Source organism: Dyadobacter sp. UC 10 (assembly GCF_008369915.1).
In the GTDB taxonomy this organism is placed as follows: domain Bacteria; phylum Bacteroidota; class Bacteroidia; order Cytophagales; family Spirosomataceae; genus Dyadobacter.
Genome location: NZ_VSRN01000001.1, coordinates 887,481 through 914,136, shown reverse-complemented (window position 1 = coordinate 914,136; position 26,656 = coordinate 887,481). Strand labels below are relative to the sequence as shown.

Sequence of the window (26,656 nt, the reverse complement as noted above, 5' to 3'; positions counted from 1 at the left end):
GAAAGTACAGCCGGTGCTGTTACCTCACCATTACCCTGATGATTATTAGTTACATAGAGAATGAGATTGCGGCAGGCCAAGCCAATATTTTATGAAGATTGCCGAAATGCCTGACAGAGTTTCTTGTACCAATGATGCACTAAGATATGTAAAAGGCTACGGTGAATAGTGGAAATTTAGGCATAAACGAGTTGCTGCCCTACCAACTTAAACACTGCAAATGTCACCAGGCTCCTATATAAGCTTTTGTTGGAAAAATATTATATCTTGAAACTATTGTTATATACTAGCGTCCAACATATCCAAATGTATTTATGAAACTCTCCAAAACATTAATTGATACTGCCGGGAAGTCGCTCTCGCGAGATACCGAAACAGACGTCGACAAGTACATTCTACACACTGATGCATTCGATGAGTACAGAAAAAATCACTTAGAGCCACTTTCTAAAACAACAATCGAATTACAGCAATGGCTTGCCCAATTCGGTAAGGAATACTTTATAGCTCAGCGCCTCAAAAGAAAACCTCAAATTCTTCGAAAATTAAGGCGTTTCAGCGCCCGACTATCTCAACTTCAAGACATCGGAGGAACAAGGGTAATAGTTGAACAGAACAAAGATGTTGACGAACTCGTGAATTTTCTCAAAGAAAGATTTGAAACTCGTACAGACTTAAAATTGGTCAAGCTTACCGACTATCGTGGTGATGGAAGAGAGGATTCTGGTTACCGAGCTTACCATTTGATCCTTGAAAGAGAAGGGTATCGGATGGAATTGCAAATCAGAAGTAAAATTCAACACTATTGGGCTGAGACTATTGAGCGAACCTCTGTAATCTATGGATATCATTTAAAGGAACTTGAAGGTGATCCATCGGTAATTCATTATTTTAAAAGACTTTCTGATCTATTCTATGAGATTGAGGCTGGAAGAACACCTTCCGCACAATTAAAGACCAAAATCGAGGAACTAAGAATTAGATCGGAAGAGATTATCCAGGCAGCTGACGAAAAAAATGTATTTAGTAGTTTTGTTAATGAAGGTGTAACAAAGGATTTAGAACGGAAGGAAAATAGCTCAGGAAGTTCTGGTCTGAATTATTGGATATTTGTGTTTAATTGGAATATTGGATCATTCGTTGTGTGGGATCTTATAACAAATGATCCGGATGGTGCTATTAGAAAATATGTTGAATACGAAAATAAGTATACTTCTGATAATGGATTTGAGGTTGTCTTGGTTGGATCTTCGAAGGTTTCAACTTTAAGGCAGACCCATAGTCATTACTTTGGCTTAAATCACGCAGATGGGCCCATTCTTGAAGATTTGAATTCTTCGATCGTCGGTTTTTCGAACGCAATGGACATTGACGTCGGCGCGAGGGAAATTCTCCGGACTCTTGAAAGACGACATTTTTGGGGAACAAAGGTTGTGTCGCTAGATACATTAAAAAATCATTTTTGCAAAGGAGTGATAACTTTCGATTCGTCGTTACAGGCGCTTACGGAGAAGAGATTAGTGCTGAATAGTGGTTACGGCATTTCACTAAATATTAAAATGAAGGGAGTGATAAATAAGTATGTTAGTTAAATGCATTTTTTTGATTGAATCTAATGAGTTGTAATACCTGTTATAAAGATACTTAAAACAAGATCGATGCCGCTTATACTGAAACCATTCACAGGCTCAAAGTATATTGTTTAAATTCCAAGTTTCTAAAAATGATGAGAAGCACTGACCAAATCATTTCCGATCTAAAAATATTGATTAGTACTAAAGGATATATCTATTCACTCTGTCTCATTCTGTTTGAGGATTTTCATGGTGACTTGAATAAAGTTCATGAATTCGATTATAGGTCAACTCTTAGCGTAAAGGAATGTTCCATAATCATCGGATTCCTTATTCAGAAGAAGTTAGATTTTAGTATACCTGAATCTCCTAATGATGTTGTCGATTTGAAAGCTAAGACCTATGTGTTAATGAAAGAATTACAAATATCTCTTACGACTCCTCAGGCTGAAAAATTTCAAAAGATGCGAATTTATCAAGAGAATGGTGAAAAAATAGGAAATACACGAGAAGATAGACTAGATTTCTTCGTCAGAGACAAAGGGATGGTAGAGCCGATGTATTATGCGAGCGATGGTGCCTATGATTTTCAATACCTAGACTATCTGGAGTCAAAATATAAGTATGACAAGGAGTGGTTGAAAGATACGAGAAGGTTTGATATAGACCACGCAAAAGCGATCACGACAAGAATAAAGGAAGTTCGGAAAAGAAAAATCCAAAACGTACAACTGGTTGACGTGAGTGAGATTTTTCCAGAGATTACGGAGACAGAGAGTAAGGAATTCAGGAAGCAATATTCTTCACGTCAGATTGAAGAGATAGAACGCCAGCGGCTGGTTGCTACGACTTTCTATCGATATTTTTCTCTTTTCCCGGATCCGGAGGATACAAAATTTAGTGCTAACGAAAAATGGACAACTTTTTATGAAAACCTGTTGGATTTGTTTATCATAACTCAGGACGATATGGGTGATATTGATCCGGATGCAATTAAGAGTTTCTTCGATAACTTTTCATTTGTGCCCGGTTGTAATCACGCTTACCAAGGTTTCGGTCATTTCAATATTCTCAATTCTCGTCCTTTGGCTCAATTAGAGGACGGGCGCTATTTTGTGGGAATTAACTATCTCGTGCCCGAAGCAGTTTATGAAAGCCCGTATTACTGGATGATGGAAGATGAAAAGTATCGAAATAAACTAGCAAAAAATAGAGGCATAGTTGGCGAAGAAATTGCCTTCGACCTGCTATCTCGCATATTTGGGCCAAATAACACCTTTAAATCTGTAATTATTAAAACAAAAAAAGGACAACCAATTACTGATATAGACGTTTTTTGTCTGCTAGGTAATAAAGCAATATGCGTACAAGTGAAATCAAAAAAGCTTACGATGTCCGCGAAACGTGGGGATTTCGGCTATTTGATGAGGGATTTTGCAGGGGCTGTTCAAGACGCTTATTATCAAGGACTAGTGTCAAGAAAGGCGGTTATAGACAAGTCGGCTAGGTTCTATGACGAAAATGGAAAAGAGATTTTTTTGTCTAATAAGATAGATGAGGTATATATCATGGGATTAACTACTGAAAATTACCCTTCGTTGACACACCAAGTCTCTATGATGCTTGTGAAAAAGGAGGAAGATCCTTATCCATTCGTTCTTTCAGTGTTTGATTTGGAGATATTGGTACATTATTTGAAAGATCCATATGATTTCCTCTATTATGTTCGGCAGAGAATTAATTTAGCAGATTACTTTTTTGCGGATGAAGAACTGGTCTACCTTGGGTATCATATAAAACAGAAACTATGGAGAATCGACCGCTGTGACTGGGTTACGCTGGAAAATGACTTTGCAGGTATTATTACTCGCAACTACTATCCTTATAAACTAGGAATTTCGCATCAACTAAGTGATGGTGATGACCCCATTAGCAATCGATGGGTTAACCCAAAATTTGATTTGTTTATTGAAAAAATAAAATCCATAAAGAACCCTGCAACTGTTGATATCATTTTTCATTTGTTTGACTTGTCTTATGACGATCGCGACAAAATTGTGGAGCATATGGAAAGTCTCAAAGATATTTCCCGCCGAGAAAGAACAATGAAGTCTATGGCTATTGCAAGCTATCCTCATTTTGGTTTAAGCTACATTGCGCTAGACTGTTGGAATATATCTGAGCTTAAACATGACGTACTGACCTACGCTATGTTAAGGAAATATCGTTCTAAGTGCAATGCGTGGCTTGGAGTTGGAAGTTTTGCAGCTAGTGATAATCTGGTCGACGTCTTCGTTTACAGTCATGAAGCTTGGCAATTTGATGCCGCCTTGGAGGAAGAGTATGGAGAAACATTATCAAAAATGAGCGAGAAATTACATTGATTTGTTCTATTTCGAAATCAACCGCTCCAAGCGCCCCATCATCTCATCCTTCTCCTTCAACATCCGCTCATACAAAGCAATCTTCTCCTCATGAAGCTGCATTAACTTATCGATCGGATTGTTATTAGTTTGGTAAATAGCTGATCCATTATCAAAGGTGTTCGAGATAATGTTTATCGCTTGATTCTCATCAAAATTCCGAATCGCCTCAGCTGGTATTTTCAAAATCGCTGCAACTTGCTCCAAAATGTCGGAATCGATCTTTTCTTTTTGTTCGAGCAAAGAAACTTTCTGCTGGTTCCAGTCTTCGCCAAGCTCAAACGCGAGCGCGTCTTGCTTCACGGACATCATCTCCCTGAAACGCTTTAAGTTACGACCTTCGTGGATCTTTGGATTGGAGGTAGTATATGCCATTGCGGAAAGGTGTTTTGTTAAAAAAAGCAATTTAAATAAATCTGATGGGAAGTGCCCGGATATCTTACAGGCAATGTGATGTAAGTTACCGGGCATGACCCGAAATTTTCCATTGAAAAACAGCCGCTCAACCAATCGGAGATAGAACAGCTGAAATCAGCAATGGAATTACTGGCACGGTTTGAGGGAATGCCACAATTTGGTTGGGTGAATGAGCTGATGCCCAAACTGCAACAGTCTTTCCTGTTGGAACCAAATCATGCGCCCATCATCAGTTTCGACAACAATCAGTATCTGACAGGCATTGAACGCCTGGGCATGTTGTTTCAGTGCATTTTGTATAAACAAGTGTTGCGCATTCAGTATCAACCATTTCATAATGAGGAAACTTCTGAGCTTATCATTCACCCATATTATTTGAAGCAGTACAACAATCGCTGGTTTCTTTTTGGGCTAAATAGCAAATACGAGAAAATCTTCAATCTGGCTCTTGACCGCATTGTCGAAGTCAGGGAGGAAGATGTCCCTTTTATAGAAAACACACTCTGCGACTTCAACGAATATTTTGACGACATCGTCGGCGTTACGAGATTGGAGGAATCCGCTGTAACCGAAATTCTGCTTTCATTCGATTTGAAAACCGCACCTTACATATTATCGAAACCATTACACGGCTCACAAAAGGTCAAGTCCAGGACAGATCAGGAGTTGGTGATCTCCATAGAGGTGAGCCCAAATTATGAATTAGAAAGCGCATTGTTGGCCTTCGGTGAAAAGGTCAAGGTATTGGAGCCGGAGAGTTTCAGGACGTTAATCCGGGAAGGTTGAAAGCAGCTGTAAGCATGTACTGATTGTTGGGAGGCAAAGCGAACAAAGCTTCGTTCATTGGATCAGCTATCCGCAAACCCCGCAATCCGCTCCCTGCAAATCCGTTCCGTCAAATCTTTCAGCAATGTAACCCGACTGCCAAGGTATTCCAATTCCTCTTTTTCAATCTTGTAATTCTTGTTGTAACACGCATCGATGAAGATTAAGCTCACTCTTGACTTTTAGCAATTTCACTCATCTCTTGCGAAGGGGTAGGCCCTATTATTGGCATTTAAAACGCGTTCTGGGAAATACGTTGGGGAAGCCTACGAGGCCATACTTTTCAAAGGCTCAATCTTCTTTTCTTCAAGGGCTTATAGTTCTAAATAAAGTCGCAACCAGACTACGCAGCCGGTTGATTTTGTAAGCTACCAAGATCGTTTCATATTGATCAAAAGCACTGAACCTATTGGTGTCGGTTGGAATGCTTAAATATTTAACAATAGTTTGACAGCTTGTGGAAGGTTACTCCTGGATACATAGATCTAGACCTTGGAGCAATTTTACATAGTTGACATATGTATCCTAAAACATTTAGCTAGGCGGCTATTGTATCCCAATACCCCGAACATAAGCTCCACCTAATTATTTTGAGGACTTTAATCTTGCGTGGCTGTCAGTAGCAAAATACTCGACTATATTTTTAACAATTTCGCAAAGTGTCTACCACTTAGAAATCATAATTTTGAAGCCATTCTTGAAAAATTCCACGATTTACGACCTGCTATTTTTTCTTACAAATTCTATGTTTTTATTTTATCTTGAAGAGGAATTGTTATTCATTGATAATCAAATAGTTAACTAGGTTGTTTAAGTTAGTATTTTCGACCGTTTCGTACATCATGGAGTGCATTTTAGAGATTTTTTATCTGGTTGACTTTCAATCATTAAGTCAATCGTTCGAATCTCTCTCTCATGTTAAGGCACAAGCTCAGCCATACAACTATATGTAATTATGCATATTTCTATCCTAGATCCTTTAACTGTTTGGGTTTGATTTCGAAAGGCTTTGCTATTGGTTTAGACAGCGCCGCTGGTAAGGGACATATCAATCTCTGTGTCAGATAACTGCAGGTGCGTGATGAGTTAAGTTAGAATCCCTTGCTCACATGCAAGCTCCTACCCTTAATTGTGCTTCATTTTGGCAGCAGTCAGCTCATCCTTAAGTTCACCATGCTGTTTCATTAGTTCAAGATTCTCTTTTTGGAGGATGGTCATTCTGGTCTTTAAGCTTGCCAGCGTGGTGTCGGCCGTTTTACTTTTAACAATTTCATTAAACAGGTCCACGTAACTACTGATGATGCTTTTATAAAATGGTTGCTGATAAGCAGTCTGCAAATCTCCTGTCCATTTGAAGAGCGGAGCGAGTGCCTCAGCTTTGACTTCGGTCGCTTTCTGAATCTGGATGACCAAAGTGTCGGCGTCGTCGGTGTGGCGTATCAGTTTTTCTACTTGCTCGTTGGTCACAGCGGTTAACTCGTTTTGCCTTTTTGGAACTTCAATCAGGGAAAGATAGAGCAGGAAGCCGACAACCAGTAGCATCGTGACATAGCATAGTAAGAACCGGAGGATTGTGGCAGTTCGCTGGGCGGAATTGATTGGTCTCATGGAGTGTCGGTTATGGTAAGCTCAGCAGGACTTGCCTGATCATTTGATTCTGAGATTTCAATTCTGCATTTTGCTCTTCTAGTTTGGAAACCAGCGAATTAACGCGTTTTATCTCATCGGCCTGGTCAATTCTCCTGGACAGTATGTGTTTGTTCAGCAAGACCCTGACCTGATAATTGCGGATCAGCTTGGAGGCCAGCAGGGCGGGGGGCGTCTGGCCGGAGTATTCTTTTTTTATCAATGCGAACTGGGTTTCTAAAACGGCATCTGAGCTTGCAATCGCAATCTGGTCGCTCGAGCTGAGCGCTGCCACGTGTTTTTTGTACAAACTGTCGAGAATGATTACTTCTTTCCTGAAATTTCTTTCTTTTTCCTGGCTGATCAGCTTTGTATGATTACTCTTGCGGAATTTGGGAGTTGTGTAGTAGAACGCGATGGTTCCGAAGAGCAGCAGTGCAAGGTTGGTCAATATATACCATTGTGATCGGTTCATATGAAGTGCAGGTTAAGCAATATCCCATTTTCCGGCATCAACGTATGGAAGCGCCAGAAGATTCTGAAAAACGAAATCAATGAAATCCAGGTAACCTTTCACATTGTCCAGCAACAGGCTGCAATCATTGTGATAGTAGGGGCTTGTCAACACCGAATCGATCATTGAATCCATCACAGACTTAGTCACTTCTCCGTAGTGCGTGTTGAATTTCGTTGTTCCGGCTACATTGTTCCGCAAATACTGATAAAAACGATTGGCATTATTTTCCGACAGGCAATCGATTGCGGTGCGCATCGTGCGGGCATATCTGATCAGCTCCTGGATGAAATGGATAGGGGGGAGGTCTTTGGAAATTAAACGGTAATGGTCGATAATTTCCAGTCCTGCGAAGACCAGCTTTTCAGAGATCTGGTAAATGTCCCTTGCTACAGGCGATTGGTTCTGCATCCCGTTTATTTTTTTCAGGATCAATATCGCCGTCTGGTGAATGCTGTTGATCTGTTTCCCGCAGGTTTCATAATACCAGAGCAAATTTTCGCCAAACACGCCTGCAGACGGAGGAATGTAATCGTAATCGGGCGAGAACATTTGTCCTTCAAAACGTATCCTGAAAATGGGCATACTATAAGCATCCGAAAGCTTTTCATGAACAGAAAGCAATTCCAGCATAGGTTTCAATGTCACGAATGGCTTACGAAGCGGCTGCTCTTCCAAATCGTATTCGCCGGTTTCCGTCAGGCTGGACAATGAGATCCGCAGCACCACATAAAAGATACCTGCATTGCCCAGGCGGTTTTTATAATCCATCAACGACAAGCTTACGCTGTCCGGATCCGCGCCCGCGTCCCATTCCACGCGTATACCGCCTGGCGTTATCGCGCGGCAGGACAACATTTGAATGGTGTCGCCCAGGACCCGCAGCTGGATTCCCGCGCCCGAGTTATCAACGGCTGGCAATAACCCGTAATTATGGCCATTCAGGAAGATGGCAGTTGCATCGCGTATGGCATCGCGGATCGCATGGTCGTGAGCGACGAGGTGTCGCTGGGTGATTTTCATCCCATCCCGCCAGTTCAGAAATGGATAAGTAATTTCTGGAAGTGTCATGACTGGGTTGGATTAGTGCTGATTGCGTAAATAATATCATTTCCCTTTACATCATTTTCAAAAAGGGTTTTATCTGTATCCAAAATGATCCGCTTTTTTTGAGGAGAATATTTGAACAACATCCATTCAAGCGGAAGCTGATTATTCGATAAGAACTGGATCGGTTTCTTGCGATATTCCCTGTGCTTATTGTGAAAGGATATAAAGTAATGGAAAAGCTGTCCCAACGACGTGTTTCCGGGATATTCTACTTCATAGCCTTCAAATGCCTCATTCTTCCCGGGCACAGGCGTAAAATGCATCATCACCCTGACGGTTTCAACAGGTACCAACCTCGGCACCGGCTCACTTACCGGATAAGTCCAGGTCTTGTACCGGAATGCAGGGATTTTCATCCAAAGTTTATATGAAACAGAAACCAGCGCCGGGAGAATGAATGCGGGAGAACCGGAGAGCAAAAGGTATCGGAAAGGGTTTTCGTGTTCCAAAAGGTTGTATGTGATAATGTATCCGGCTATGCCTGCAAAATAAAGTGACAGGCCGGCTATGAAAACATCAACTAGCAAATCGCTGCTCCACCAGGGCAGGGTCCTCGCTGCCAGAACCAGATACAGGATCCCCATTACAAAGGACGAGACAAAAAGTATGGTGAAAGCGCTTGTGATCGAATCGGTTGTTGAATTGACAAATCCTAAAATTGCAAAGAGAAGAAATGTCCAGATCAGCCAGATCGCCCACCTTAAAATGGACATCGCGCTTCCTTTCTCATACATTAAAATACCGGTGAAGGCCAGCCCGGATAAAAGTGCTAGCAATGCTGGTAATATTTTATAGAATAACTCCATAGGTCCGGAAATCACAAAATGGTTGAATAACCGAGGACGCCTGTTTCCCTGGTTTTATTTATGGTGAAAAACCCCTTTTCCGCGATAAGCAACATTTTCCAGGAAATTTCCGCCGGTAACAGTAAGCCGCACAGGAATATGAGGATACGATAATGTTTTCCAAACGGTTCATCGCTTCTGAAATGGTAAAGCTCGGAATCTGCGACGGGACCGATACGGATATCGATGTGATCCGGGTCGTGATAGCTCCCATGCAAAATCCATTCGACTCCCAATATGCTTTTGCCCAGCGGTTGCAGAAAGTCGATTTCAATGCTCTGATTTGTTTTTTGGCTATTTGTTTCAAATGCCACCTTTTGTCCCAGGACTCTTTCAAAATAGACTTGACAGGCCTGCATATTGCCCACGATCAAATGAGCGTGAATGGTAAGCTCCAGAATTGCCTCCTTCTGTTCCGGAGAAAGTTCCAGATCCAGATCAGGCCATAAATAGTTAAAAAGAGTATCGTGGTAACAGGCAAACGGATCCACCACGGAATGGTGCTCATGCATTTCAATCGCAACACGCTGCCTTCCAAATTCTATATCAAAAGGTGAGAAGAAGGTTCTGGCCTGATTAATTTCGGTTTCGTAGTCACCAATGTCTTCCAGCACAACTTCGGCAGAACGCTCACCCCGGCTGATCGTCGGCTGGAAAATCATTCCCGGTGGAAGCATATCAAAAATCCCCTCCCGTGCCATGTGCACTTTGGCATAAGGTGTCTGCAGGTCGGAATTCAGGTTCTCGTCCGTGATGGCCGTAACATCCCTGGATCCCGACCGGTTGAAAGCTCCGACAGGTGTTAACAAAATATTTTCAGGGGAATGGATTGCAGCTTCGGTAATCTCTCTTGCAATGGTCTCCGCGCGCAAGTCAGCTTTTAACTCGAGCAGTTTCTCGGCAATCTGGTATATCTCCATCATATTTTCCAGTTGAATCCGTGAACAGAAACATACAGAGGTATCATCCCGACAGACTTTTGTAACAGGCTGTTCTTGACCAGTCGGGCCCGCCGCATCCAGTATTCGTCACTCTGGTCTCCGTTTTTAGGGAATATCAGTACATTCAGTGCGAAGCGAAGGCCCTCTTTTTGCCCTTCGCCTATTCCCAAACCTTTTTTTACTTCGACTTTTAATGCTTCCTGACCTAAATAGTTCTGTGCAATTGTGCGGTAATCTTCGATGGTGACGGCCCGCCCGCGTGTGAGCAGTGTTTCTTTGAGCGCAAGCTGCATTTGCACGTCGTCCATCGGCGCGCGACCGCCTGTGGTAGGGAGCATTAAGAAGGAAGCTTCGGTTTTAAACTGGTTGGAAGCAGAAGCGTTCAATTTCGTTAGTGCGCGCAGGCCGTTTGCCTTTTCACCCTGGCAGGTCCAGAAATACACATCAAGGATGGTTCCAACAGATCTTGTTTTGACCATTATGTAAACCTGCGGCAATGCAAAGTCGAATGTATCCAGGTGCTCTTTTAATTTGCTGACACTCTGGTTGATCTTATCCAGGTGGTTGGAGACAATGGAAATGTCAAGTGCGTTAAATGCAGCCAGATCATCACGCATTTTGGCCGTAACATCATTCAGGCTTTGAAAAGCGTCACGCTGGTCAAAACGGGCGACACCTCGGTTGCGTAGCGCGTACACATTCTGACCGTTCACGAATTTATTTTTTTCAGTTGACAGGAGCGTTTCCCCGTCTCCGTTCACAACTTTTTCGACGGCCATAAAACCATCGTCATCTTTCAGGCCAAATACATTGAAAAGCGGCTGCAATCTGCCCCGCTGGTGTACCAGTTTTCGGTTGAGGACGGGAACACAGTTTGTGAAAACCTCCATTTTGTCCAGAGCATCGGGCGCAATGGAAGCCGGGCAGCGCATTTTGATCCAAAGCAACTTGTCAGGGAAAAGCGTTTTAGCATTCGCTTCCGGAATAATCCCAGCCCATTCCCTAGGATGATTTTCAAGCTCATATCCTTCCTTAAGTCCGGTAACTGTAATGAAGTGCGGGTTGTATGCTTCCCTTACGCTCTCTTCGATGGGTTCAAAAAAATGCCTTTTATTTTCAGCAGTTTCAATAGCAGTCATACCGTCCAGCGATCCGTAATGCAGGACGGGATCTGTAAATGTGCCTGGCTTGCTGTTGGAAAACTTAATCAGCGGAACGTAGGGGAGGTTTTTGGATTGATCAGCGATGGCGTTCCAATTGAAAAACAACGCCAGTTGATCAGGCACTTCTTTTTCGGGTATGTCAATGGCGATCCAGCAGATTTGCTGTTCAATTGGCTTGCCGGATATCCGGAATACAGTTTCTCTCTGAAAAGTGGCGCTGATCTTATCGATTTGCGAGCCGGTTGCGATGAAACGGACATTTGCGCCCGAGAGACGGAAAGATCCGGCCGGGCTCATTGTAATCGGGTTATTTCCCTGGGTAGTGAACTGGTCCGAAGCAGTGATGTCGATGGGTCCGGAAGTGGTTTTTAGCAATAATACGGAGTGTGCGGGAATAATGCCTGTCATTGTTTCGGGTAGCACGGTTTCCGCCATACGCTTTACAGTATGGGACTTTGAAGACTCGATCTCCTGCCAGATTTTCTCTGTTTCGGTTGCAAACGCACCAAACAGCAGATCTATGAGCGGGTCGAACGAACCATTTTTCAGGTCAATTTCATCCACGCCCCATTGCCGGGCAGCTTCCTTATGCAATCGGTTTTTGATCGACTCTTTCGTTTCTAAAATCGGCATCGTGTTGGATTTCGACTGACGTTTTTCAAACCACCGTGATCGGCCCGAAGAACATTAAAAATGTTTCGTCAAAGTTTTCCCCGGATTGTAGCAAAATTCCTTTGACCCTTATATTGAGACGATTCCTGATTCTCATAACTTTATTTTCCTTGCTAAGTTCCTGTAATTCATCTCTTTGTACGTCCACGTCGTGGATTTTAAGACGGGTTTCATATTTGTGAACCGAGAGCCTTATATCGTCTCGCACCTGATCCAGCCAGATGTTCAGGTTATCGGTTTGTTCAAAATCTTTTTCCCACAACAAACACTGGAACCCGCTGTCATAGCGCCATTCACCGCGCTGAGTCAGCAGCACGAGGTAAATATATTCCCGCACCGACGCTTTTATCGTCACCTGCGGCAATGGCTTTTTTTTAAGAAGCGCACCAAAATCAACCGGGATGCGATAATGCTTCGTCATAGTTTTAATTGATCATTACCATCGCCGCTTTCAGGCTTGCCTGTGCACCGCCTTCCAGGGCGAGTTGTGCATTGCCTTTGATACTGGTCTGCGACTTGCCTTCCACATTCACAGTGGCGCCGCCAATTTGCATTTTAGCTTTGGCTTCAATGCTTCCTTTGTTAGTTTCAACAGTCCAATCCTGCTTGGCATTCATACTGATCTTGTCGGCCTTCATTTCAATTTCCTTCGCTTCCAACTTGATTTTGCCTTCACTTTTGACACTGATCACCGCTTCGCCATCCAGGGTCAGTATCACTTCGTTTTTATTGTCCTTGTTATAAATTCGGATCGCTTCTTTTCCGCTTGAATCGTCGATAATGATATGATTACCACTTTTGGTAATGATACCTTTGATCATATTGTCCTTCTCATAAAGGTTGCTACCTGGCATTGAGGAACCCGTGAACATCGATCCGCGCACAAATGGCAGATCAGGGTTACTAAACTCAAAATCGACAAAAACCACCTCGTCAATTTCAGGCACAAAATAAACGCCGCGCCCATCGCCGCTCATCAGGTTGGCCACCCTGAGCCAAGGTGTGGAGTCACCCTCTTTTTGCCAGTAAAACTGCACTTTCACGCGTCCCATCTGTTCCGGGTCATTGGTATCAATCACTTTGGCCGGTTGGGTTTCGGCTTTGGGTTGATACACGTTGTAAGCCGCGGGCGGATAGTCGATGTCCTGCGGAATTGCTTCGAAATTGTTCTGGTAGAAACCGCGGGAATCTACATAATGCCTGATGTTTGTGATGATAAACGAACCATAATCGTCCGTTCGAATGACTTTGCCGTTTTCTTTAATATCGTCTTTAACCTTGATAGGGCTTCCGACGCTTATTTCCAGGCTAGTCGAAGAGCCTTTAAGAACGGCCAGGCCGGTGGCAGATTTGCTTTTATTATATTTTACTGATTTACTAATCAACGACTGCTCATCATCTCCCGAAAATTCGATTTTGAGAGCCTCTTCACTGAACGTGCTCTCCGATTTGGATAATGCTAATTGAGCGAAATCTGGTAAAGTGACAGTCTCACTTTTCGACGAAACTTCAAATTTTTCATCTTGTAAGTAATCATAATACTGAGCCTTAAAAGTCAATGGCATCATTTTTAGTTCATACTCCATTTGCGTGAGGTTCACACGGTATTCCAGGCTTGATGCTTTGGTTTTGGTCCGTGCAGATTTTCCGAACAGCAACTCCTCTCCGTCATAATAAAACCACTCTCCGTATGTATCGGCGAGGCGTTGCAGAAAATGATAATTGTCTTCCTGATATTGCGTGATATAAGGGATCTTTCCTTTGAATTCTGGTGAAATTTTAGCTTTCATCAAACCTTTAAAAGGCTTTATAACCTCACCTGCAATATCTTCCAGCGTTTTATCTGAAAATGCCCGCGTATTGCTTCCCGTTTTAAACAAAATCGTCGGACAGACGCCATAAATAACCAGTGTATTATCAACGGCATCATTCATCTGAATTTGCACACCTTTGACGATCCCGATGAACGTATGCTTGGTTTTCTCCTTCAAATTGTTGGACGTATCGGCCTCGCCCTGCATGATCGTCGCTGTCACTTTTTCGCCGGCCCATTTCTGCGTGAGTTCTTTAAGGCTCACGTGGCTGTCCATGCTTTTGCCGAGCAATTCATTGATATCATCAAAACGCACATGAATTTCCAGACTGTGCTGGCTTTCAAAGGGCTGTGACAAGTTCAGAAAGTTGAACTTTTTAAGCGCCAACCCGCCAAGGTTCACATCAATCCGGTTTATCATTGAGGTAATGGTTGACTTGGATAGAATGAGATTAACAGCTTTTTAAATCATTTTAAGTATTACTGAATAAAATCCCAGTGGAAACTTCGACTGATACAGCAATGTTACTTATCATCATGGTACATCACCATTTAGACTCCACAAATGAAGCTTTGGGTTTATTGTCAATGCCAACCCAACGTGCCCAGTCGTTTCTGTTTTCTAATAATTTTCCAATATTTTCATTGAGCCGCTTTCCAGTATACAAATGAAAGTCTTCAAAATTTCTATCTTGGAGCATTTGTGCAAGTGTACTTTTAAAATTAGCGTTTTTCAAAGAATTGGCAGCTAAATTTTGAGTTGCACTTTTGTAGATAATCTGATAAGCTTTTTGCGTTTTTATATAGTATGTTAATAAACTATCTAAGTCTCTGATTGTGTTTGTGCCTTTTCTCTGCAGGTCGGTATAAAGTGTCCTAATTCTATCCTGAGGTAGATCTTTATTTTCGCTTATAATTTTTGCTCCAAGATAGAATGGCCCTTCTGAAAATACTCGTTTATTCAAAATGGTGTCATTTATTATATGATCAGAGTCCTGGACAAATAGATCTATTTCCTTTGTGAGTTTGTCGAAATTAACCTGGACTTCTGAAAACTCCAGATTTACTGCATCCATTACCTGAAACAGAGTTTGAAAATGTACTTCGTGAATTCTGCTTATCAGCTTTCCAATTGGATTTTTGTTAATAAAAAATATGATGCTCTTGTACAGTTTAATAAATGCTAACGTGTCACGAGGGTTTATATGTAATTCATATATTGCCACAGCACCGTTAGCTGCATTTTCAAAGTTTTTTCGTTGTGCACGACCTTTGGCTACAACTCGCCGAAAATCTCGGTAGGGTTTCGATATGTCGCTCATTTTAATATTTATAGAGGTGAGCTTACAGTTTTAACAGGAATTTCAACTTTAACATGGTGTCATAAGGCGTGAGCTGACTTATTTGTCAGTAAATTAAGGCTATTTCAAAAAAATAGTTTCCTTTGAAATAGCCTTTCATTTACTACCACTTCTTCTCAAATGAAACGTCATCTACAATCAGCTTCTTCACTGAAAGCGTCACGTTCTCAGTTGTCGTTCCGGTCGATCTTGCATCAAGAGATTCGCTGTATCCGATTACGGCTGCATCTTCAAATGAAACAGTTTTGAATGTCTTTTCTTCATCTTCATCCGACTTAAAGATGATTTCACCCTTAAATCGCTTGGTCGGGTGAATCGCGTATTCCCAAAATTTCGACTTATTTACAGATTCCACTTCAAGTGTAATGTTACCGGCAAAGACTTCGGACGTTGTTTTTCCTGTAACATAATCGGCGCTTTGGGACACGGAATAGGAAGCATGAAGTATTCGTCTTTCCGGAGAACCATCGAAATTGATTTTAGCATCAAACGGCATAATGTTGAAATTTACGGTTGAAAAATTACTATTTGTATTTACTTGATCTCAGTATTCCACTCATCTCCACCATCCATGCCGGAAAGGCTCACCAAAAAGCTCCGGGCAGAAAAATGCGGGGTAATGGAAATGTCGAGGATGATGTTTTTGATATCGTTCGGGTCACGCCGGATGTCTTTGACGGTGTAGTCCTTGATCAGCTTTTTTGATCCCGTAATGCTGTTCAGGAACTTGGATATCTGTTTGCGCAGGTTATCATCCGTATCGTAGGTCCAGTTCTGGAATGCATAACGGTCCAGAAAGTCGACCAGCACCTTGTTGATCCAGTCGAAAACGCGTACAACGGAATAAGTTTGCAGTCCGACATTATCGCCATTGAACATGGTCCGGTCCGAAAACGCCTGCACTTTTCCATAAGCCGACAGCATTGGGATCAGGCCCATGCGGTTCATATCCCCAGCCTGGTTACGGTCAATGTTGAATCTGGTCCCCTCGGCGCCCATCAGCATCCCGTATGTTGCGCCTGCCACCGGCTGAGACATCAAAACAGAGTGCATTCTGCCTGCCAGAGCCGTGGAAGGCGGGATATGTAATGCTTCTTCTTCACCCAGGTCGTTGTAAGCCTTTCTGCCGACAAGCCAGTTACAAGCCATTAACAGATTAGCCTTATGATTGCTGGCGTCGGCGAGTTTATTCTTTTCAAACGACGAGATAGCTTCTTTAACGTCCACAAAATCTTCGTAATCGGTGATCATCATTACCTTATGCTTGCTGGCAACACGCGCAAATGAGTCGATTACAGTATTTTTACCCATGTAACCCGGTATGACCATCAGCGAATAATTGTCGCTTAAATCGTAAACCTGATAGTTGCTATGCAACTCTTCGTCAATGGTTTGCAATACTTCACCATCTTTAATATCCGCCACCTGGTCCATGGAAGCATTTACCAATGTAAGTTTCGGAATAGCACGTTGCTCCGTATTGAGCATAAACGTGGAAAGTCCCTGATAGGCGACTTCCAGGTCATGGGAAGCTTCCAGAATGGAGGACTGATTTTTCCTCAGTAAAGCCTCATTCAGTTCTTGTCCGGCCCTGGCTTTTGACTGCATCTGGTCCACGGACGCGCTTTCGCTGATCAGTTCAGCCCAGAGTTCAAGGCGCTGCAGCAGTTCCCTGCGCTCCTGCTCGGTGTCTTCATCCGAGAGGTAATTGGCTTTCGCACCTGCTTTCTGCGGATTAAGATCGCGCACTCCCTCCACCGTCGTTTCGATAAATTTGAATCCGCCCAACGATTTCAACAGTTCCAGGCTATCATTAAGTGAAAGCTGCTGAGGAGCGGTTTGCGCTGCTGATGGCTCCTTAAACGCAGTTTCTGCTCCTATTGGTTGGGTTTCTTCCTGTTGTTTTGCCATGTATGTATGACTGGTTAAGAAATGTTTTTGAAATAGATAACAGGGACTTATAAGCTTTCTCTCAACTCGCCGATCAGCGTTTGCAGGGCGCTCAGGTATGTGGCACGTGTAGCGGGGTCGCTTAATGCTTTCTGTAACTGACGGTTGTTTTTGAGGTTTTTGTAAAAACGGTCATAGTTGTATTCTTTACCCGAAAGCTCTTTTAAAAACGGGCTCTGCTCCAACATTCCCTCTGGCGAAAAATCTTTCATTTTGGTAAAAGACATTGTTTCAAAAACCGGCGCACCATGCTCATCTTCGAATTCTGCTTCAACTTCGGGCTTGAAATGTTCAAAAACAGCCTCCATCGTTTCAAGTCCGGTAACTTTTTCCTTTTCGGGGTTACTGTTAAAAGCCGAGACATACAATGTTCTTGAAGGAGGCAGGGCCTCTATCTTTTCATAACCTTTGTTAGCGTCGGGATCCACGTTTCCGCCCGGGCGAATAAAGTCAAATTGGCCAGCCATAAGCTTCTGTATTTTAAAATGTATGGATAAAATTCCTGAATCAAAAATAACCTATATGTGTATACGTATAAGAGACTAGTGTTTCCATACGTAAGCATTGTCTTCGCCAAGGCTCAGCTTTATATCGCTTCCTTTTCCTATTTCTCCCGAGATGATCATTTGGGAAAGCGGCTGTCGCAGGCGATTACTGATCACCGCCCGGACCGGTCTGGCCCCGAACTGCGGATTGTAGCCTTCCAATGCCAGTGCTTTTTCAGCTTCTTCGGTGATGCTCAAGGTAATGCCCAGCTTATCCAGACTCTTGCGCAGCGGCCGCAGCTGGAAATTAAAAATCTTGCGAATGGTGTCTTCCGTGATCGGCCGGAAAGGCGTGAGTCCCGTAAGCCGACCCAGAAATTCGGGGCGGAAATAACCCTCCATGTTTTGGATCAGATCTGTCTGAGTAGGCACACGTCCTTCGTTGAATTCTTTTACGATAAATTGAGAACCAATGTTGGAAGTGAACAGCAGGATCGCATTCGTGAAATCGCCTTCTCGGTCCAATGTGTCGTGTAACCGGCCTTCGTCCAATATTTGAAGAAAAATGTCGTATACTTTCGGATGCGCTTTTTCAACTTCGTCAAAAAGCAGGACGGCAAAAGGCTGTTGCCGGATCCGGGTGACGAGCAGACCACCTTCCTCATAACCAACATATCCCGGAGGGGAGCCTTTCAGCAGTGAAACCGTGTGTTCCTCCGCGTATTCGGACATATCAAAGCGGATCAACGCTTTTTCATCATTAAACAGCAATTCTGAAACTGCTTTTGCAAGCTCAGTCTTGCCTGTTCCCGTCGGTCCCAATAAAAAGAATGAGGCTGGTTTCCCCGTTTCGCCTACACCTGATCGGCTCTGTCTGATCGCATTGGAAATGATCTCAATAGCCGTGTCCTGTCCCACAACCCGCTTTCTCAGATGGTCTTCCAGCTGCATCAGTTTCTCTTGCTCGTTCACCTGGATCTTACCCAGCGGGATGCCCGTTTTGTAAGCCACAACCGCGGCGATATCTGTTTTATCGACCAGCTCTTTGTGTTGCTGCCCCTGGAATGCAACTTTTTCGAGCAATAATGTGAGCAATTCAATAGCTGTTTCCGGATCTTCAGTGTTTTTGATGTCATTGAGCTCCTCAATTTGTCCCAACAGAACTGGACTCAGCCGATCGTGCAATTGTTGCTCAAACCACCGCAGTTCTTCCAGGAACAAAGCGGGTTCAGCTTCTTTATATTCGTCTTTAATTCTTTCAAATTCCTGATTGAGATAATCGATTTCCCCCGGCGTTGTTTCGGTCATTAACTTGCGTGCGGCCATGGTGCGATCGATCAAGTCCAATGCTGCATCGGGCAGGCGGCGGTCTTTAATATAGCGCCTTGCTAACATAACTGCTTCTTTCACAGCGTCCGTATCCAGGTTTAGGCCGTGGTGTTTTTCAAATTGCGGCACAACCTTCTCGATCATTCTGCGGGCGCGCACATCATCCGGCTCGTCGACTTTTACAATTTCGAAACGTCTGCTGAAAGCCTCGTCACGTTCCATGTATTTGCGGTATTCGTCCAGCGTCGTGGCACCGATCACCGTCAACTCGCCTCTGGCCAGTTCTGGTTTCAGAAGGTTAGCAAGTCCCGGGACACCGCCCTGTGGGTCCATCAAAACATGTATTTCATCGATAAAGAGCAATGCCCTTTCGTATTGTTTTATTTCTGCAATGATATTTTTCAAACGGTCTTCTACTTCCCCTTTGTAGGAAGCGCCAGCTATCAATGATCCCATATTCAGCTGAAAAAGCTGCGAATTGAGCAAGTGAGCAGGCACATTACCGTTGATAATCAAATGCGTTAAGCCCTCTACCAATGCTGTTTTACCTACACCGGGTTCGCCTACAATAATGACATTGGGCTTCGTTCTCCTTCCCAGCGTCTCAACCATCATGCGGGTTTCCTTTTCACGGCCTACGATCGGATCCAGCTTGCCAGCCTTGGCCATGGCAATTTTATCGATACAAAATTTGGCTATTGCTTTCGCTTGTGGATTTGTTGGGGGGGCAATGGTGGCCGCCTGCGCAGATCCGTTTGGCAACGTTGTTCCGTTATTGCCGGAATCCATGGACTGAACTTCTTCCAGTGTTTTAGTAAGCAGGAAAGATTCAGAAAGCGGAAATGCTTTCAGTTCATTTTTAGTGAAAGCAACTTCGGGGCGGGTGAGCGCAATGAGTACGGCAAAGGGGGAAACTTCCTGTTCGCCCAGCTTAAGCCGGATCACATCCGCGACTTCCATGGTTTTCATAACCTTTTCGTCACCGCCCGGTTCTTCAACTGCCCGCGCTGATTTCGGGTATTTTTCAATCTTGTATTCGGCCCAGTCACGGATAAACTGAATGTCTGTTCCCCACGCCACAAGTGTGCTGCCTATCCCCACATCATTATGTAAAAGACCGATCAGTAAATGTGACGGGGAGAATGTTGCATGCCGGTATTCCCTGGCAGTCGCCTGGGCAACCTGCAATGCACGTATCAATTCGTCGGTGAGATTTGAAGTCAGCATGAAAACCCGCTTAAAGGTGTAATAAATTACCGATGCAATGTTATTAAAGATAAAGGGCGGGCGAAATACGTCATTTGACGTATTTTTTAGCACTGGCACTTTTTGCTACTTGCATTGGTCTTGAAACCGGCTTTTGAACTTCATGAATCCATCTGCAAAGCGCATTACGATTGGCCGTAAACCAGGCAACACCATTGTCCTGAACACGCATGATGTAAGTGGCACGCACGCTTCGCTCACTTTGGTAACACCCGTAACCAATACGTGGGAGATTCAGGATCTGGGGTCTGCAAACGGGACTTTTGTCGACGGCATGCGCGTGTACCGAAAAGAAATTACACCTGCAAACCAGATCAGGCTGGGGCAAACGCTGCTGTCGTGGGAGCTCATACTGGATCCTCGGCCGTTGCCGCCGGTGGTTCCGGTGATGCAAACAGCCAAAATCCCTGAGCCCGAAGAGCCTTCTGCAGAACAGGAAGAAATACGAGAGATTGCCTGGAACCTGAAAAAAGTAAGTGACGACTTCCGGGAAAAACGAAACCGGATTGCAGAAATTCAAGCGCAGGAATCCATCAATTCCAGAATACAGGGTTTAGGTTTTCCAATGGGTGCGGTGATTGGTTCACTGGCGCAGGCACTGCCGCCGGACTACAAGGTATTCGGATATGCGGGCGGTGTTATCTCGCTCGGTTTCGCGGTGAGTGCTTTGATTAGCTCTAAGAAACTGAGCAAGGAAAAAAAGAACTATACGGGGCTGGATGATTGGTACAAGATCAATTATGTATGTCCGCATTGTCACACATTCATTCAACAACCTTTTGAACTCCTTGAAAAAACAAAGAATTGCAGGGCATGTAAAAAGCCCCTCATTCCTTAATCCTGTATAGATATCTTATGAACAATCTAGACTTTGAGAAAACGCAGATCTGGGCAAAAAACCTGGCAGCTAATCCGGCACCTCCTGTGGCCTCGATTCCAAAATCATCCTTAAATTTTCAAAAACCCGCTTTTAGTATTAAAAAACCTGTGCTCCGTCCTTTGACAAAGGAAGAGAAAATCACAATAGCGGCAGGGGGGGCATTAGCAATCGGTCTGGGAGCTATTATCATCACAAGTTTGTCAGATGAAGATGTAGAAGCCGCTACGGTTGCACCATCCATTGCGAGCCTGGATGCGCCAAAGCTCGATCTTAACGCGCCCGGGCCAACTATACAGCCAACACCTTCCGAGCCTGTACATCAAACGCCGGCACCGCCAGCAAGACCATCATCCAGGCCTCACGAACCAGCCAGGGAACATTCCAAACCAGACGGTCTTCATGCTTTGATCGAGATTCCCGGGACACCCGAAGTTGCGACTACGCCCAGGGATGAACAGACGTTTATCGATGCATTCAATACTGCCAGAAAGGAGATAGGCCCTGCGGGACTCTTTGCCTGGAGGGATACTTATTACAGCACATTTACCGATAAAGAATGGGAGTCTGTCGCAGACGACAAAAAGTCGTTATGGCTCAATGGTGCCCAACCGATCATTGATCCGCCAGTCGAAAATGCAGTGCCAGTCGCTGAGCAGCATGTTACTGAGCAGCAGCGTGTAATCGTAGCCGAAAGGGGAGCGGTTACCTGGACGGGCATCGACGCAGATGAGGATGGGCAGGCGGAAATTCTCATGGCGCGTATCAACGGACAATCTCCGATGGTGCTGATGGACACAGACGGCGATGGTCTGCTGGATACGCGGTATGATTATGAAGCATCGAGCGGTAGAACTTACGCGTCGGTAATCGACCCCATCTCCATGAATGCGTCCGAGATCGCTCAGCTGGAAGTAGTACCTGTAGGGCCGGACATGGGCTTTTTCAATCAGTCTGCGAACAGTGAATCTTCTCAATCATTGCCTGTTTCAATTGTTGCTTATGGAGAAAGCTATGTGGTAAGTCTGGACAGCAATCATGATGATACGGTTGATGCAATCACCTATTTAGCGGACGATCAGGGCCCGATCGTTGGTTTGGACCACGATAACGATGGACAGATCGAGACAGGTTATGTTTATGATTCAAAGAGCGGAACGATCAGCTTTCGGGAGGCGCCTTTGGAGGATACGACCATAGGCCCCCCGGTATACCACTTGTCGTCGGAGGCTACGGGCCAGGAAGCACATGACTTGCCGGATCTTTCTGATAACGAAGAATTGTCAATGAATGAGGAGGGTGATATAACTGATGATTTTGATTCGTATTTCCAAAACGATCCCGGCTTGTCTGATGAATATCAAAACACCTGAACGAAATTTTTAAAATGGCAATAAAATGGAAATAGCATGCAGAAAGTGCAGCGCCGTGCTATCCGTAGCCAGCACTGCCATACCGATTGTTAAATGTAGCAACTGCGGCTACCCCAATCCCGTAATCGCAGGAGCGCAGCCTGCGCCTGCAAGACCGCAGATGCCTGCCCCGGTTACGCCCCATCAACAAATGGCTGTTCCGCCAGTACCGTCCTCTCCGCCACCCGCGCCCCAGCCACCGCGACCAACAGCGGGCAGGCCGCAGGCAAGCGCATCAGAATTGGGCTGGCTGGTTGTCCACGACGAAAATGCGGATCAGCAAACGCATCCTTTGAGAATTGGAAAACAGGTGATCGGCAGGAAAAGCGTGAGCCGCCCCTGCGACATTATGATTGAAACGGATGATCCTTATATGGGCCGAAACCATTGTGTTCTGGAAGTAAAGCCAAGCAGGACAGGCAGCTACGAATTTTTTTTGTCGGATGTCAAAATGACGAATGGTATTCCCGAGCAGATGAGCACCAACGGAACGTTTATTAATTCACAGGCCGCTCCGTTAAGGCCCAAGGATATGGTTTATCTCAAAGACGGTGATACCATACAAATGGGTAAAACCAAAGTAGTAATTAAGACATTGATCACCGCTGCAAGCGCCCAGGATGCTTCCCGCATTGTACAGGATATGGATTACGCACCGACTGTGATCATCAAATAGGAACAGATAAACTATCATATCAAAGTTTCTTCGGAAATGAAAATATCGATTCATCAGCCTGCCGGTTTTAACGAAATGGGTGGACGCTCCAACAATGAGGATAGCATTTATCCTATTCCCGGAACGGCCACAAGTGCCGATCGGCTTTTTTTGGTTTGTGATGGGGTTGGAGGTGAACACAAAGGAGAGGAAGCCAGCTTCCTCGCTTGTAAACATATCAGCGATTTTTTTCTCAGGTCTGGCGAAGAAGATATTTCGAAGTCATTTGTCCAAAAGGCGGTAATTGCGGCGAGAGAAGCATTTATAGAAACCGAGAAACACGATCCAGATACGGCGGGAATGGCCACAACCCTCACATTGCTGTATTTTGATAATTATGGTGCAGTGCTGGCGCATTTGGGAGACAGCAGGATTTACCATATCAGAAATGGAAAAATTATTTTTCAAACCAGTGATCATAAATGGGTTAATGAGCTGGTCCAGAGTGGAGTGATTACGGAAGAGCAGGCCGCGCTCCATCCGCAGCGAAATGTGATCACAAAAGTTATCACCGCCTCACGGGCGGATGAAGCCGATTATATGCGGATCAGCGATATCGAGGCTGGGGACTTTTTTTTCTTATGTTCTGATGGTGTGCTCGAACAGCTTTATGATGACCTGCTGGAATATCATTTACGCGACAATCCGGATAACCATCCCGAACCAATTGAAATATTAGAGGCAGTAAAAAATGAATGTGCACACCAAACGAATGATAATTTTTCAGCCTATCTCATTAAGATAGCGTCCGTTGGCGAACAAAAGGCTGGGGAAGAAAAGGTGAATGAAAAGGTGGTAAATGCCGTCATGCCTGAGTCTGTCGTATCCAGGCAATCAATAGAAAAACCGCGCGGAGTTTTGTTTGGCCTGATCGCATTTGCAGTCATTTTTTGCAGCGGGTTAATATTTCATTTTGTCAAATCAGAAAAACAAGCCGAGAAAGCTCTTTTCGAGTCGAAAACCAATATAAATGATCCTGATTCGGTTCAGGTCGAGGTTCCTGTCCGAGCAACTGGCGGGCCGGAAGTTGAAGATTAAGTTTGAATATGAGCTGAATTAAGTATCGATCAATATGGATGCTACCGATTTCAATAATCGCTTTGATTACGACGCCGACAACGACTTGCTTGGCGAGGGCGGTTTTGGGAAAATTTTTAAAGCCTGGGACAATGTCCGGAACGAATTCATTGCCCTCAAAATGTCAAAGGTTGTGCCTGGTATGGAGGAATTCAGTCTTTTAAATGAGTATGAAAGAGTTAAGCAATTAGAACATCCGAACATTGCAAGATATATGGACTGCCGCCGGATCAAATTACCGGGCATAGGAACGCATGACATCGCATTGATGAAATACTATGAGCACGGAAATCTTGTTCAATTGCTTAAAAATCACGTCCTCACTAGTGGACAGAAAACCAAGCTTATCGAAGGACTGCTGGACGGAATTTCCTATCTGCACAAGTTGAAGCCCCTGATTATCCACAGCGATCTGAAACCGTCGAACATACTGATTGTGGAACGAAGAGGGTTTTTTATTCCGTTAATTACCGATTTTGGAATAAGCCGCAGGGCAACAGTTGATGATAAATCATATGTAACCAATGTCACAGGCGCAGGGACGTATGCTTATGCGGCACCCGAGCAGTGGGAGGCGAAAGAACTGAGGCCTAACGCAGACTTGTGGAGCTTTGGTATTCTTGCGATTTATGTGTGGTTTAACGGTAAAAAACTTCCTTTCCGCTCTGACGATATTAGCATCGCTACTGAATCAGGGCGGATTGAATATATGAAGCGCGTGATGGCGCTGGACTTTATTCCCGATTTAAAAGGGTTGCCGGAAACATATCAGAAAATGATCGATGTGTGTCTGGTCATCAGTCCACAGAACCGGGCGAGATCCGTAGACCAGCTATATACGATTCTTCGAGGGAACGAGCCGGCCTTGATGGACGAGCAGACGAAGGTTATGCCAAAGCCAGCCCAGGGGAGACCACAGCCTGCGGCCCATGATGAAAAAACCAAAATCCTCCCGCAAATTGAGGAACCAGTGAAGGAGGCTATAAAAGAGGAGTTTAAGCCAGAGCCCATACCAGAGCCTTTGCCTGCTAAAAAGAAGCGTTATATGATACCTGTCGTACTTGTGTCAGCGGCAGCGATTGGGGGGCTTTCGTTGTTGTGGATTACTACGGATCCAAAACCACCGGCTGCTAAACGACTGTCCTCGCCGGTCGTTGCACCTAAGCCGGTTGTGGAAGAAGTACGTCCGCCGGCTTTTGTCAAAGCTGTTGAAAAACCTAAGAAGAAACTTCCGGCTAAGAGTAGTGCCGCCACGGTAACCAGATCAAAAACGGAAAACAAAGCTGTGTACCATGTTGTAGAAGAGAGTCCGAGATTTCCGGGAGGAACATTGGCTATGGAAAGCTGGGTTTCCAACAATATGCAAATGCCCGAAGCTGCTTCACGATCTTTTATTTCCGGTGCGGTACGCGTTTCGTTTGTGGTGAATGCAGACGGCACCCGGGAAGATGTCCAGGTGGTGAGAGGCCTGGGCTATGGCTGCGACGAAGAAGCAATCAGGCTTGTCAAAGCGATGCCCCGCTGGATCCCCGGCAGAACTGCGGGAAGCAGTGTAAGAGTCAGGACGATTGCTGCTATTTCGTTTGACTAGTAATTTCTCCCGATAACCTTGGCGACGGCTTCGCGGCTGCCTCTTACCTGTAGTTTCTGGTAAATGTGTTCGAGGTGTTTCCGGATGGTTTTGTCGGAAACAAAAAGCTTCTCGCTTATTTGCCGGACATTGAGTCCGCGGATCAGCCATTCCAAAATTTCATTTTCCCGCAAAGTAAGCTCTGCAGATTTTGAAACTGATTGGATCTGAATGTCATTGGATCCCTGACGAAGCAGGTCCAATGTTTTGGCGGCCATTAAAGGTGACATCGGCGCACCGCCTTCCAGTACTTCTGATATCGCATTGATGATCTTATGCGGCTTTTCATCTTTCAGAAGATAGCCGGACGCGCCTGCCTTGATCGCCTCAAAAAGTTTGGTGTCATCATCAAACATTGTCAGGATCAGGATCTTTACTGTCGGATACTTTTCTTTCAGCAGGCGGGTCGTGGTGATCCCGTCCATTTCTGCCATTTCAATGTCCATCAGAAATACTTCTGGAAGCGCCGAATTGGCTAACTTCTTGAAAAGGTCTTTCCCGTTTATCGCCTTAAGGATAAGCTCAACGTCATCACTCAGAGACAGTTTTTCCCATAAATCTGAGGCAATCGTGGGATTGTCTTCTACTAGTCCAATACTGATTCTAGGCATAGAACGGAGAGATAACTTCG

At 44.4% G+C, this 26,656-nt stretch carries 24 protein-coding genes; 8 read left to right on the top strand and 16 right to left on the bottom strand.

What is annotated here, in order from left to right; genetic code table 11:
• Window positions 1–314: 314 nt before the first annotated feature.
• Window positions 315–1,592, top strand: coding sequence for a RelA/SpoT domain-containing protein (locus FXO21_RS03395; protein ID WP_149638777.1), 1,278 nt, complete (start codon window positions 315–317; stop codon window positions 1,590–1,592).
• A gap of 131 nt (window positions 1,593–1,723) precedes the next feature.
• Window positions 1,724–3,958 carry a hypothetical protein gene (locus FXO21_RS03390; RefSeq protein ID WP_149638776.1) on the top strand — a complete coding sequence of 745 codons (2,235 nt, stop codon included), beginning with the start codon at window positions 1,724–1,726 and terminating at the stop codon, window positions 3,956–3,958.
• 6 nt (window positions 3,959–3,964) lie between these two features.
• Here the strand turns inward: FXO21_RS03390 and FXO21_RS03385 are convergent, their stop codons facing one another.
• Window positions 3,965–4,372: a helix-turn-helix domain-containing protein gene (locus tag FXO21_RS03385; protein ID WP_149638775.1), complete on the bottom strand. Its 408-nt coding sequence runs from the start codon at window positions 4,370–4,372 to the stop codon at window positions 3,965–3,967.
• A 162-nt stretch (window positions 4,373–4,534) separates the two neighbouring features.
• Here FXO21_RS03385 and FXO21_RS03380 point away from each other — a divergent pair, with 162 nt between their 5' ends.
• A complete protein-coding gene (locus FXO21_RS03380; protein WP_149638774.1) occupies window positions 4,535–5,200 on the top strand; it encodes a helix-turn-helix transcriptional regulator in 666 nt (221 codons plus the stop codon).
• Between the two features lie 62 nt (window positions 5,201–5,262).
• Here the strand turns inward: FXO21_RS03380 and FXO21_RS28685 are convergent, their stop codons facing one another.
• The 14 genes from FXO21_RS28685 to FXO21_RS03315 all read right to left on the bottom strand — a co-directional run bounded on the left by FXO21_RS28685 (window position 5,263) and on the right by FXO21_RS03315 (window position 20,275).
• Window positions 5,263–5,412 (bottom strand): hypothetical protein, encoded by a 150-nt coding sequence (locus FXO21_RS28685; RefSeq protein ID WP_192579379.1) that lies wholly within the window; start codon window positions 5,410–5,412, stop codon window positions 5,263–5,265.
• Between the two features lie 952 nt (window positions 5,413–6,364).
• Window positions 6,365–6,847 carry a hypothetical protein gene (locus FXO21_RS03375; protein ID WP_149638773.1) on the bottom strand — a complete coding sequence of 161 codons (483 nt, stop codon included), beginning with the start codon at window positions 6,845–6,847 and terminating at the stop codon, window positions 6,365–6,367.
• Between the two features lie 10 nt (window positions 6,848–6,857).
• Window positions 6,858–7,340, bottom strand: coding sequence for a hypothetical protein (locus tag FXO21_RS03370; protein ID WP_149638772.1), 483 nt, complete (start codon window positions 7,338–7,340; stop codon window positions 6,858–6,860).
• A gap of 12 nt (window positions 7,341–7,352) precedes the next feature.
• On the bottom strand, window positions 7,353–8,450 hold the full coding sequence (locus FXO21_RS03365; protein ID WP_149638771.1) for a FliH/SctL family protein: 1,098 nt from the start codon (window positions 8,448–8,450) through the stop codon (window positions 7,353–7,355).
• On the bottom strand, window positions 8,447–9,265 hold the full coding sequence (locus FXO21_RS03360; RefSeq protein ID WP_149638770.1) for a TssN family type VI secretion system protein: 819 nt from the start codon (window positions 9,263–9,265) through the stop codon (window positions 8,447–8,449). The genes FXO21_RS03365 and FXO21_RS03360 overlap by 4 nt, the downstream gene beginning before the upstream one ends.
• A gap of 41 nt (window positions 9,266–9,306) precedes the next feature.
• Window positions 9,307–10,257 (bottom strand): hypothetical protein, encoded by a 951-nt coding sequence (locus FXO21_RS03355; RefSeq protein WP_149638769.1) that lies wholly within the window; start codon window positions 10,255–10,257, stop codon window positions 9,307–9,309.
• Window positions 10,254–12,071, bottom strand: coding sequence for a type VI secretion system baseplate subunit TssF (locus tag FXO21_RS03350; protein ID WP_149638768.1), 1,818 nt, complete (start codon window positions 12,069–12,071; stop codon window positions 10,254–10,256). Before FXO21_RS03350 ends, FXO21_RS03355 begins: the two co-directional genes overlap by 4 nt.
• Window positions 12,072–12,096: 25 nt before the next feature.
• Window positions 12,097–12,531: a GPW/gp25 family protein gene (locus FXO21_RS03345; RefSeq protein WP_149638767.1), complete on the bottom strand. Its 435-nt coding sequence runs from the start codon at window positions 12,529–12,531 to the stop codon at window positions 12,097–12,099.
• Window positions 12,532–12,535: 4 nt separating this feature from the next.
• The gene (locus FXO21_RS03340) at window positions 12,536–14,344 is read right to left on the bottom strand and encodes a type VI secretion system Vgr family protein (protein ID WP_149638766.1); all 1,809 of its coding nucleotides are present in this window, start codon (window positions 14,342–14,344) and stop codon (window positions 12,536–12,538) included.
• Between the two features lie 124 nt (window positions 14,345–14,468).
• Window positions 14,469–15,245 (bottom strand): hypothetical protein, encoded by a 777-nt coding sequence (locus tag FXO21_RS03335; RefSeq protein ID WP_149638765.1) that lies wholly within the window; start codon window positions 15,243–15,245, stop codon window positions 14,469–14,471.
• A 142-nt stretch (window positions 15,246–15,387) separates the two neighbouring features.
• Complete coding sequence (gene tssD / locus FXO21_RS03330; protein WP_149638764.1) at window positions 15,388–15,780, bottom strand: type VI secretion system tube protein TssD; 393 nt, start codon at window positions 15,778–15,780, stop codon at window positions 15,388–15,390.
• 38 nt (window positions 15,781–15,818) lie between these two features.
• Window positions 15,819–17,195 (bottom strand): type VI secretion system contractile sheath protein TssC, encoded by a 1,377-nt coding sequence (locus tag FXO21_RS03325; RefSeq protein ID WP_149638763.1) that lies wholly within the window; start codon window positions 17,193–17,195, stop codon window positions 15,819–15,821.
• 47 nt (window positions 17,196–17,242) lie between these two features.
• Window positions 17,243–17,701: a type VI secretion system contractile sheath small subunit gene (locus FXO21_RS03320; RefSeq protein ID WP_149638762.1), complete on the bottom strand. Its 459-nt coding sequence runs from the start codon at window positions 17,699–17,701 to the stop codon at window positions 17,243–17,245.
• Between the two features lie 75 nt (window positions 17,702–17,776).
• Entirely contained in the window at window positions 17,777–20,275 is a 2,499-nt protein-coding gene (locus tag FXO21_RS03315; protein WP_149638761.1) for an ATP-dependent Clp protease ATP-binding subunit, read from the bottom strand.
• 142 nt (window positions 20,276–20,417) lie between these two features.
• Here FXO21_RS03315 and FXO21_RS03310 point away from each other — a divergent pair, with 142 nt between their 5' ends.
• From FXO21_RS03310 to FXO21_RS03290, 5 genes are read left to right on the top strand one after another with little or no spacing between them, the layout of a single operon-like run.
• Window positions 20,418–21,152, top strand: a complete 735-nt coding sequence (locus FXO21_RS03310) for an FHA domain-containing protein (protein ID WP_149638760.1) — start codon at window positions 20,418–20,420, stop codon at window positions 21,150–21,152.
• A gap of 17 nt (window positions 21,153–21,169) precedes the next feature.
• Window positions 21,170–22,564 (top strand): hypothetical protein, encoded by a 1,395-nt coding sequence (locus tag FXO21_RS03305; protein ID WP_149638759.1) that lies wholly within the window; start codon window positions 21,170–21,172, stop codon window positions 22,562–22,564.
• Between the two features lie 25 nt (window positions 22,565–22,589).
• Window positions 22,590–23,279: an FHA domain-containing protein gene (locus FXO21_RS03300; protein WP_149638758.1), complete on the top strand. Its 690-nt coding sequence runs from the start codon at window positions 22,590–22,592 to the stop codon at window positions 23,277–23,279.
• A 36-nt stretch (window positions 23,280–23,315) separates the two neighbouring features.
• Window positions 23,316–24,356, top strand: a complete 1,041-nt coding sequence (locus tag FXO21_RS03295; RefSeq protein ID WP_149638757.1) for a PP2C family protein-serine/threonine phosphatase — start codon at window positions 23,316–23,318, stop codon at window positions 24,354–24,356.
• A 34-nt stretch (window positions 24,357–24,390) separates the two neighbouring features.
• Entirely contained in the window at window positions 24,391–25,986 is a 1,596-nt protein-coding gene (locus FXO21_RS03290; RefSeq protein ID WP_149638756.1) for a TonB family protein, read from the top strand.
• Here FXO21_RS03290 and FXO21_RS03285 read toward each other — a convergent pair.
• Window positions 25,983–26,636 carry a response regulator transcription factor gene (locus tag FXO21_RS03285; RefSeq protein ID WP_225865551.1) on the bottom strand — a complete coding sequence of 218 codons (654 nt, stop codon included), beginning with the start codon at window positions 26,634–26,636 and terminating at the stop codon, window positions 25,983–25,985. The two genes, FXO21_RS03290 and FXO21_RS03285, sit on opposite strands and share 4 nt — an antisense overlap.
• Window positions 26,637–26,656 lie beyond the last annotated feature (20 nt).

What these genes read in the sequence shown, in the direction of transcription:
- FXO21_RS03285 (WP_225865551.1), bottom strand. Translation starts at nt 26,636, where the DNA reads ATGCCTAGAATCAGTATTGGACTAGTAGAAGACAATCCCACGATTGCC.
- tssD (WP_149638764.1), bottom strand. Translation starts at nt 15,780, where the DNA reads ATGCCGTTTGATGCTAAAATCAATTTCGATGGTTCTCCGGAAAGACGA.
- FXO21_RS03300 (WP_149638758.1), top strand. Translation starts at nt 22,590, where the DNA reads ATGGAAATAGCATGCAGAAAGTGCAGCGCCGTGCTATCCGTAGCCAGC.
- FXO21_RS03295 (WP_149638757.1), top strand. Translation starts at nt 23,316, where the DNA reads ATGAAAATATCGATTCATCAGCCTGCCGGTTTTAACGAAATGGGTGGA.
- FXO21_RS03340 (WP_149638766.1), bottom strand. Translation starts at nt 14,344, where the DNA reads ATGATAAACCGGATTGATGTGAACCTTGGCGGGTTGGCGCTTAAAAAG.
- FXO21_RS03365 (WP_149638771.1), bottom strand. Translation starts at nt 8,450, where the DNA reads ATGACACTTCCAGAAATTACTTATCCATTTCTGAACTGGCGGGATGGG.
- FXO21_RS03395 (WP_149638777.1), top strand. Translation starts at nt 315, where the DNA reads ATGAAACTCTCCAAAACATTAATTGATACTGCCGGGAAGTCGCTCTCG.
- FXO21_RS03325 (WP_149638763.1), bottom strand. Translation starts at nt 17,195, where the DNA reads ATGGCAAAACAACAGGAAGAAACCCAACCAATAGGAGCAGAAACTGCG.
- FXO21_RS03350 (WP_149638768.1), bottom strand. Translation starts at nt 12,071, where the DNA reads ATGCCGATTTTAGAAACGAAAGAGTCGATCAAAAACCGATTGCATAAG.
- FXO21_RS03335 (WP_149638765.1), bottom strand. Translation starts at nt 15,245, where the DNA reads ATGAGCGACATATCGAAACCCTACCGAGATTTTCGGCGAGTTGTAGCC.
- FXO21_RS03380 (WP_149638774.1), top strand. Translation starts at nt 4,535, where the DNA reads ATGGAATTACTGGCACGGTTTGAGGGAATGCCACAATTTGGTTGGGTG.
- FXO21_RS03370 (WP_149638772.1), bottom strand. Translation starts at nt 7,340, where the DNA reads ATGAACCGATCACAATGGTATATATTGACCAACCTTGCACTGCTGCTC.
- FXO21_RS03355 (WP_149638769.1), bottom strand. Translation starts at nt 10,257, where the DNA reads ATGATGGAGATATACCAGATTGCCGAGAAACTGCTCGAGTTAAAAGCT.
- FXO21_RS03385 (WP_149638775.1), bottom strand. Translation starts at nt 4,372, where the DNA reads ATGGCATATACTACCTCCAATCCAAAGATCCACGAAGGTCGTAACTTA.
- FXO21_RS03320 (WP_149638762.1), bottom strand. Translation starts at nt 17,701, where the DNA reads ATGGCTGGCCAATTTGACTTTATTCGCCCGGGCGGAAACGTGGATCCC.
- FXO21_RS03305 (WP_149638759.1), top strand. Translation starts at nt 21,170, where the DNA reads ATGAACAATCTAGACTTTGAGAAAACGCAGATCTGGGCAAAAAACCTG.
- FXO21_RS03315 (WP_149638761.1), bottom strand. Translation starts at nt 20,275, where the DNA reads ATGCTGACTTCAAATCTCACCGACGAATTGATACGTGCATTGCAGGTT.
- FXO21_RS03345 (WP_149638767.1), bottom strand. Translation starts at nt 12,531, where the DNA reads ATGACGAAGCATTATCGCATCCCGGTTGATTTTGGTGCGCTTCTTAAA.
- FXO21_RS03310 (WP_149638760.1), top strand. Translation starts at nt 20,418, where the DNA reads ATGAATCCATCTGCAAAGCGCATTACGATTGGCCGTAAACCAGGCAAC.
- FXO21_RS03390 (WP_149638776.1), top strand. Translation starts at nt 1,724, where the DNA reads ATGATGAGAAGCACTGACCAAATCATTTCCGATCTAAAAATATTGATT.
- FXO21_RS03290 (WP_149638756.1), top strand. Translation starts at nt 24,391, where the DNA reads ATGGATGCTACCGATTTCAATAATCGCTTTGATTACGACGCCGACAAC.
- FXO21_RS03375 (WP_149638773.1), bottom strand. Translation starts at nt 6,847, where the DNA reads ATGAGACCAATCAATTCCGCCCAGCGAACTGCCACAATCCTCCGGTTC.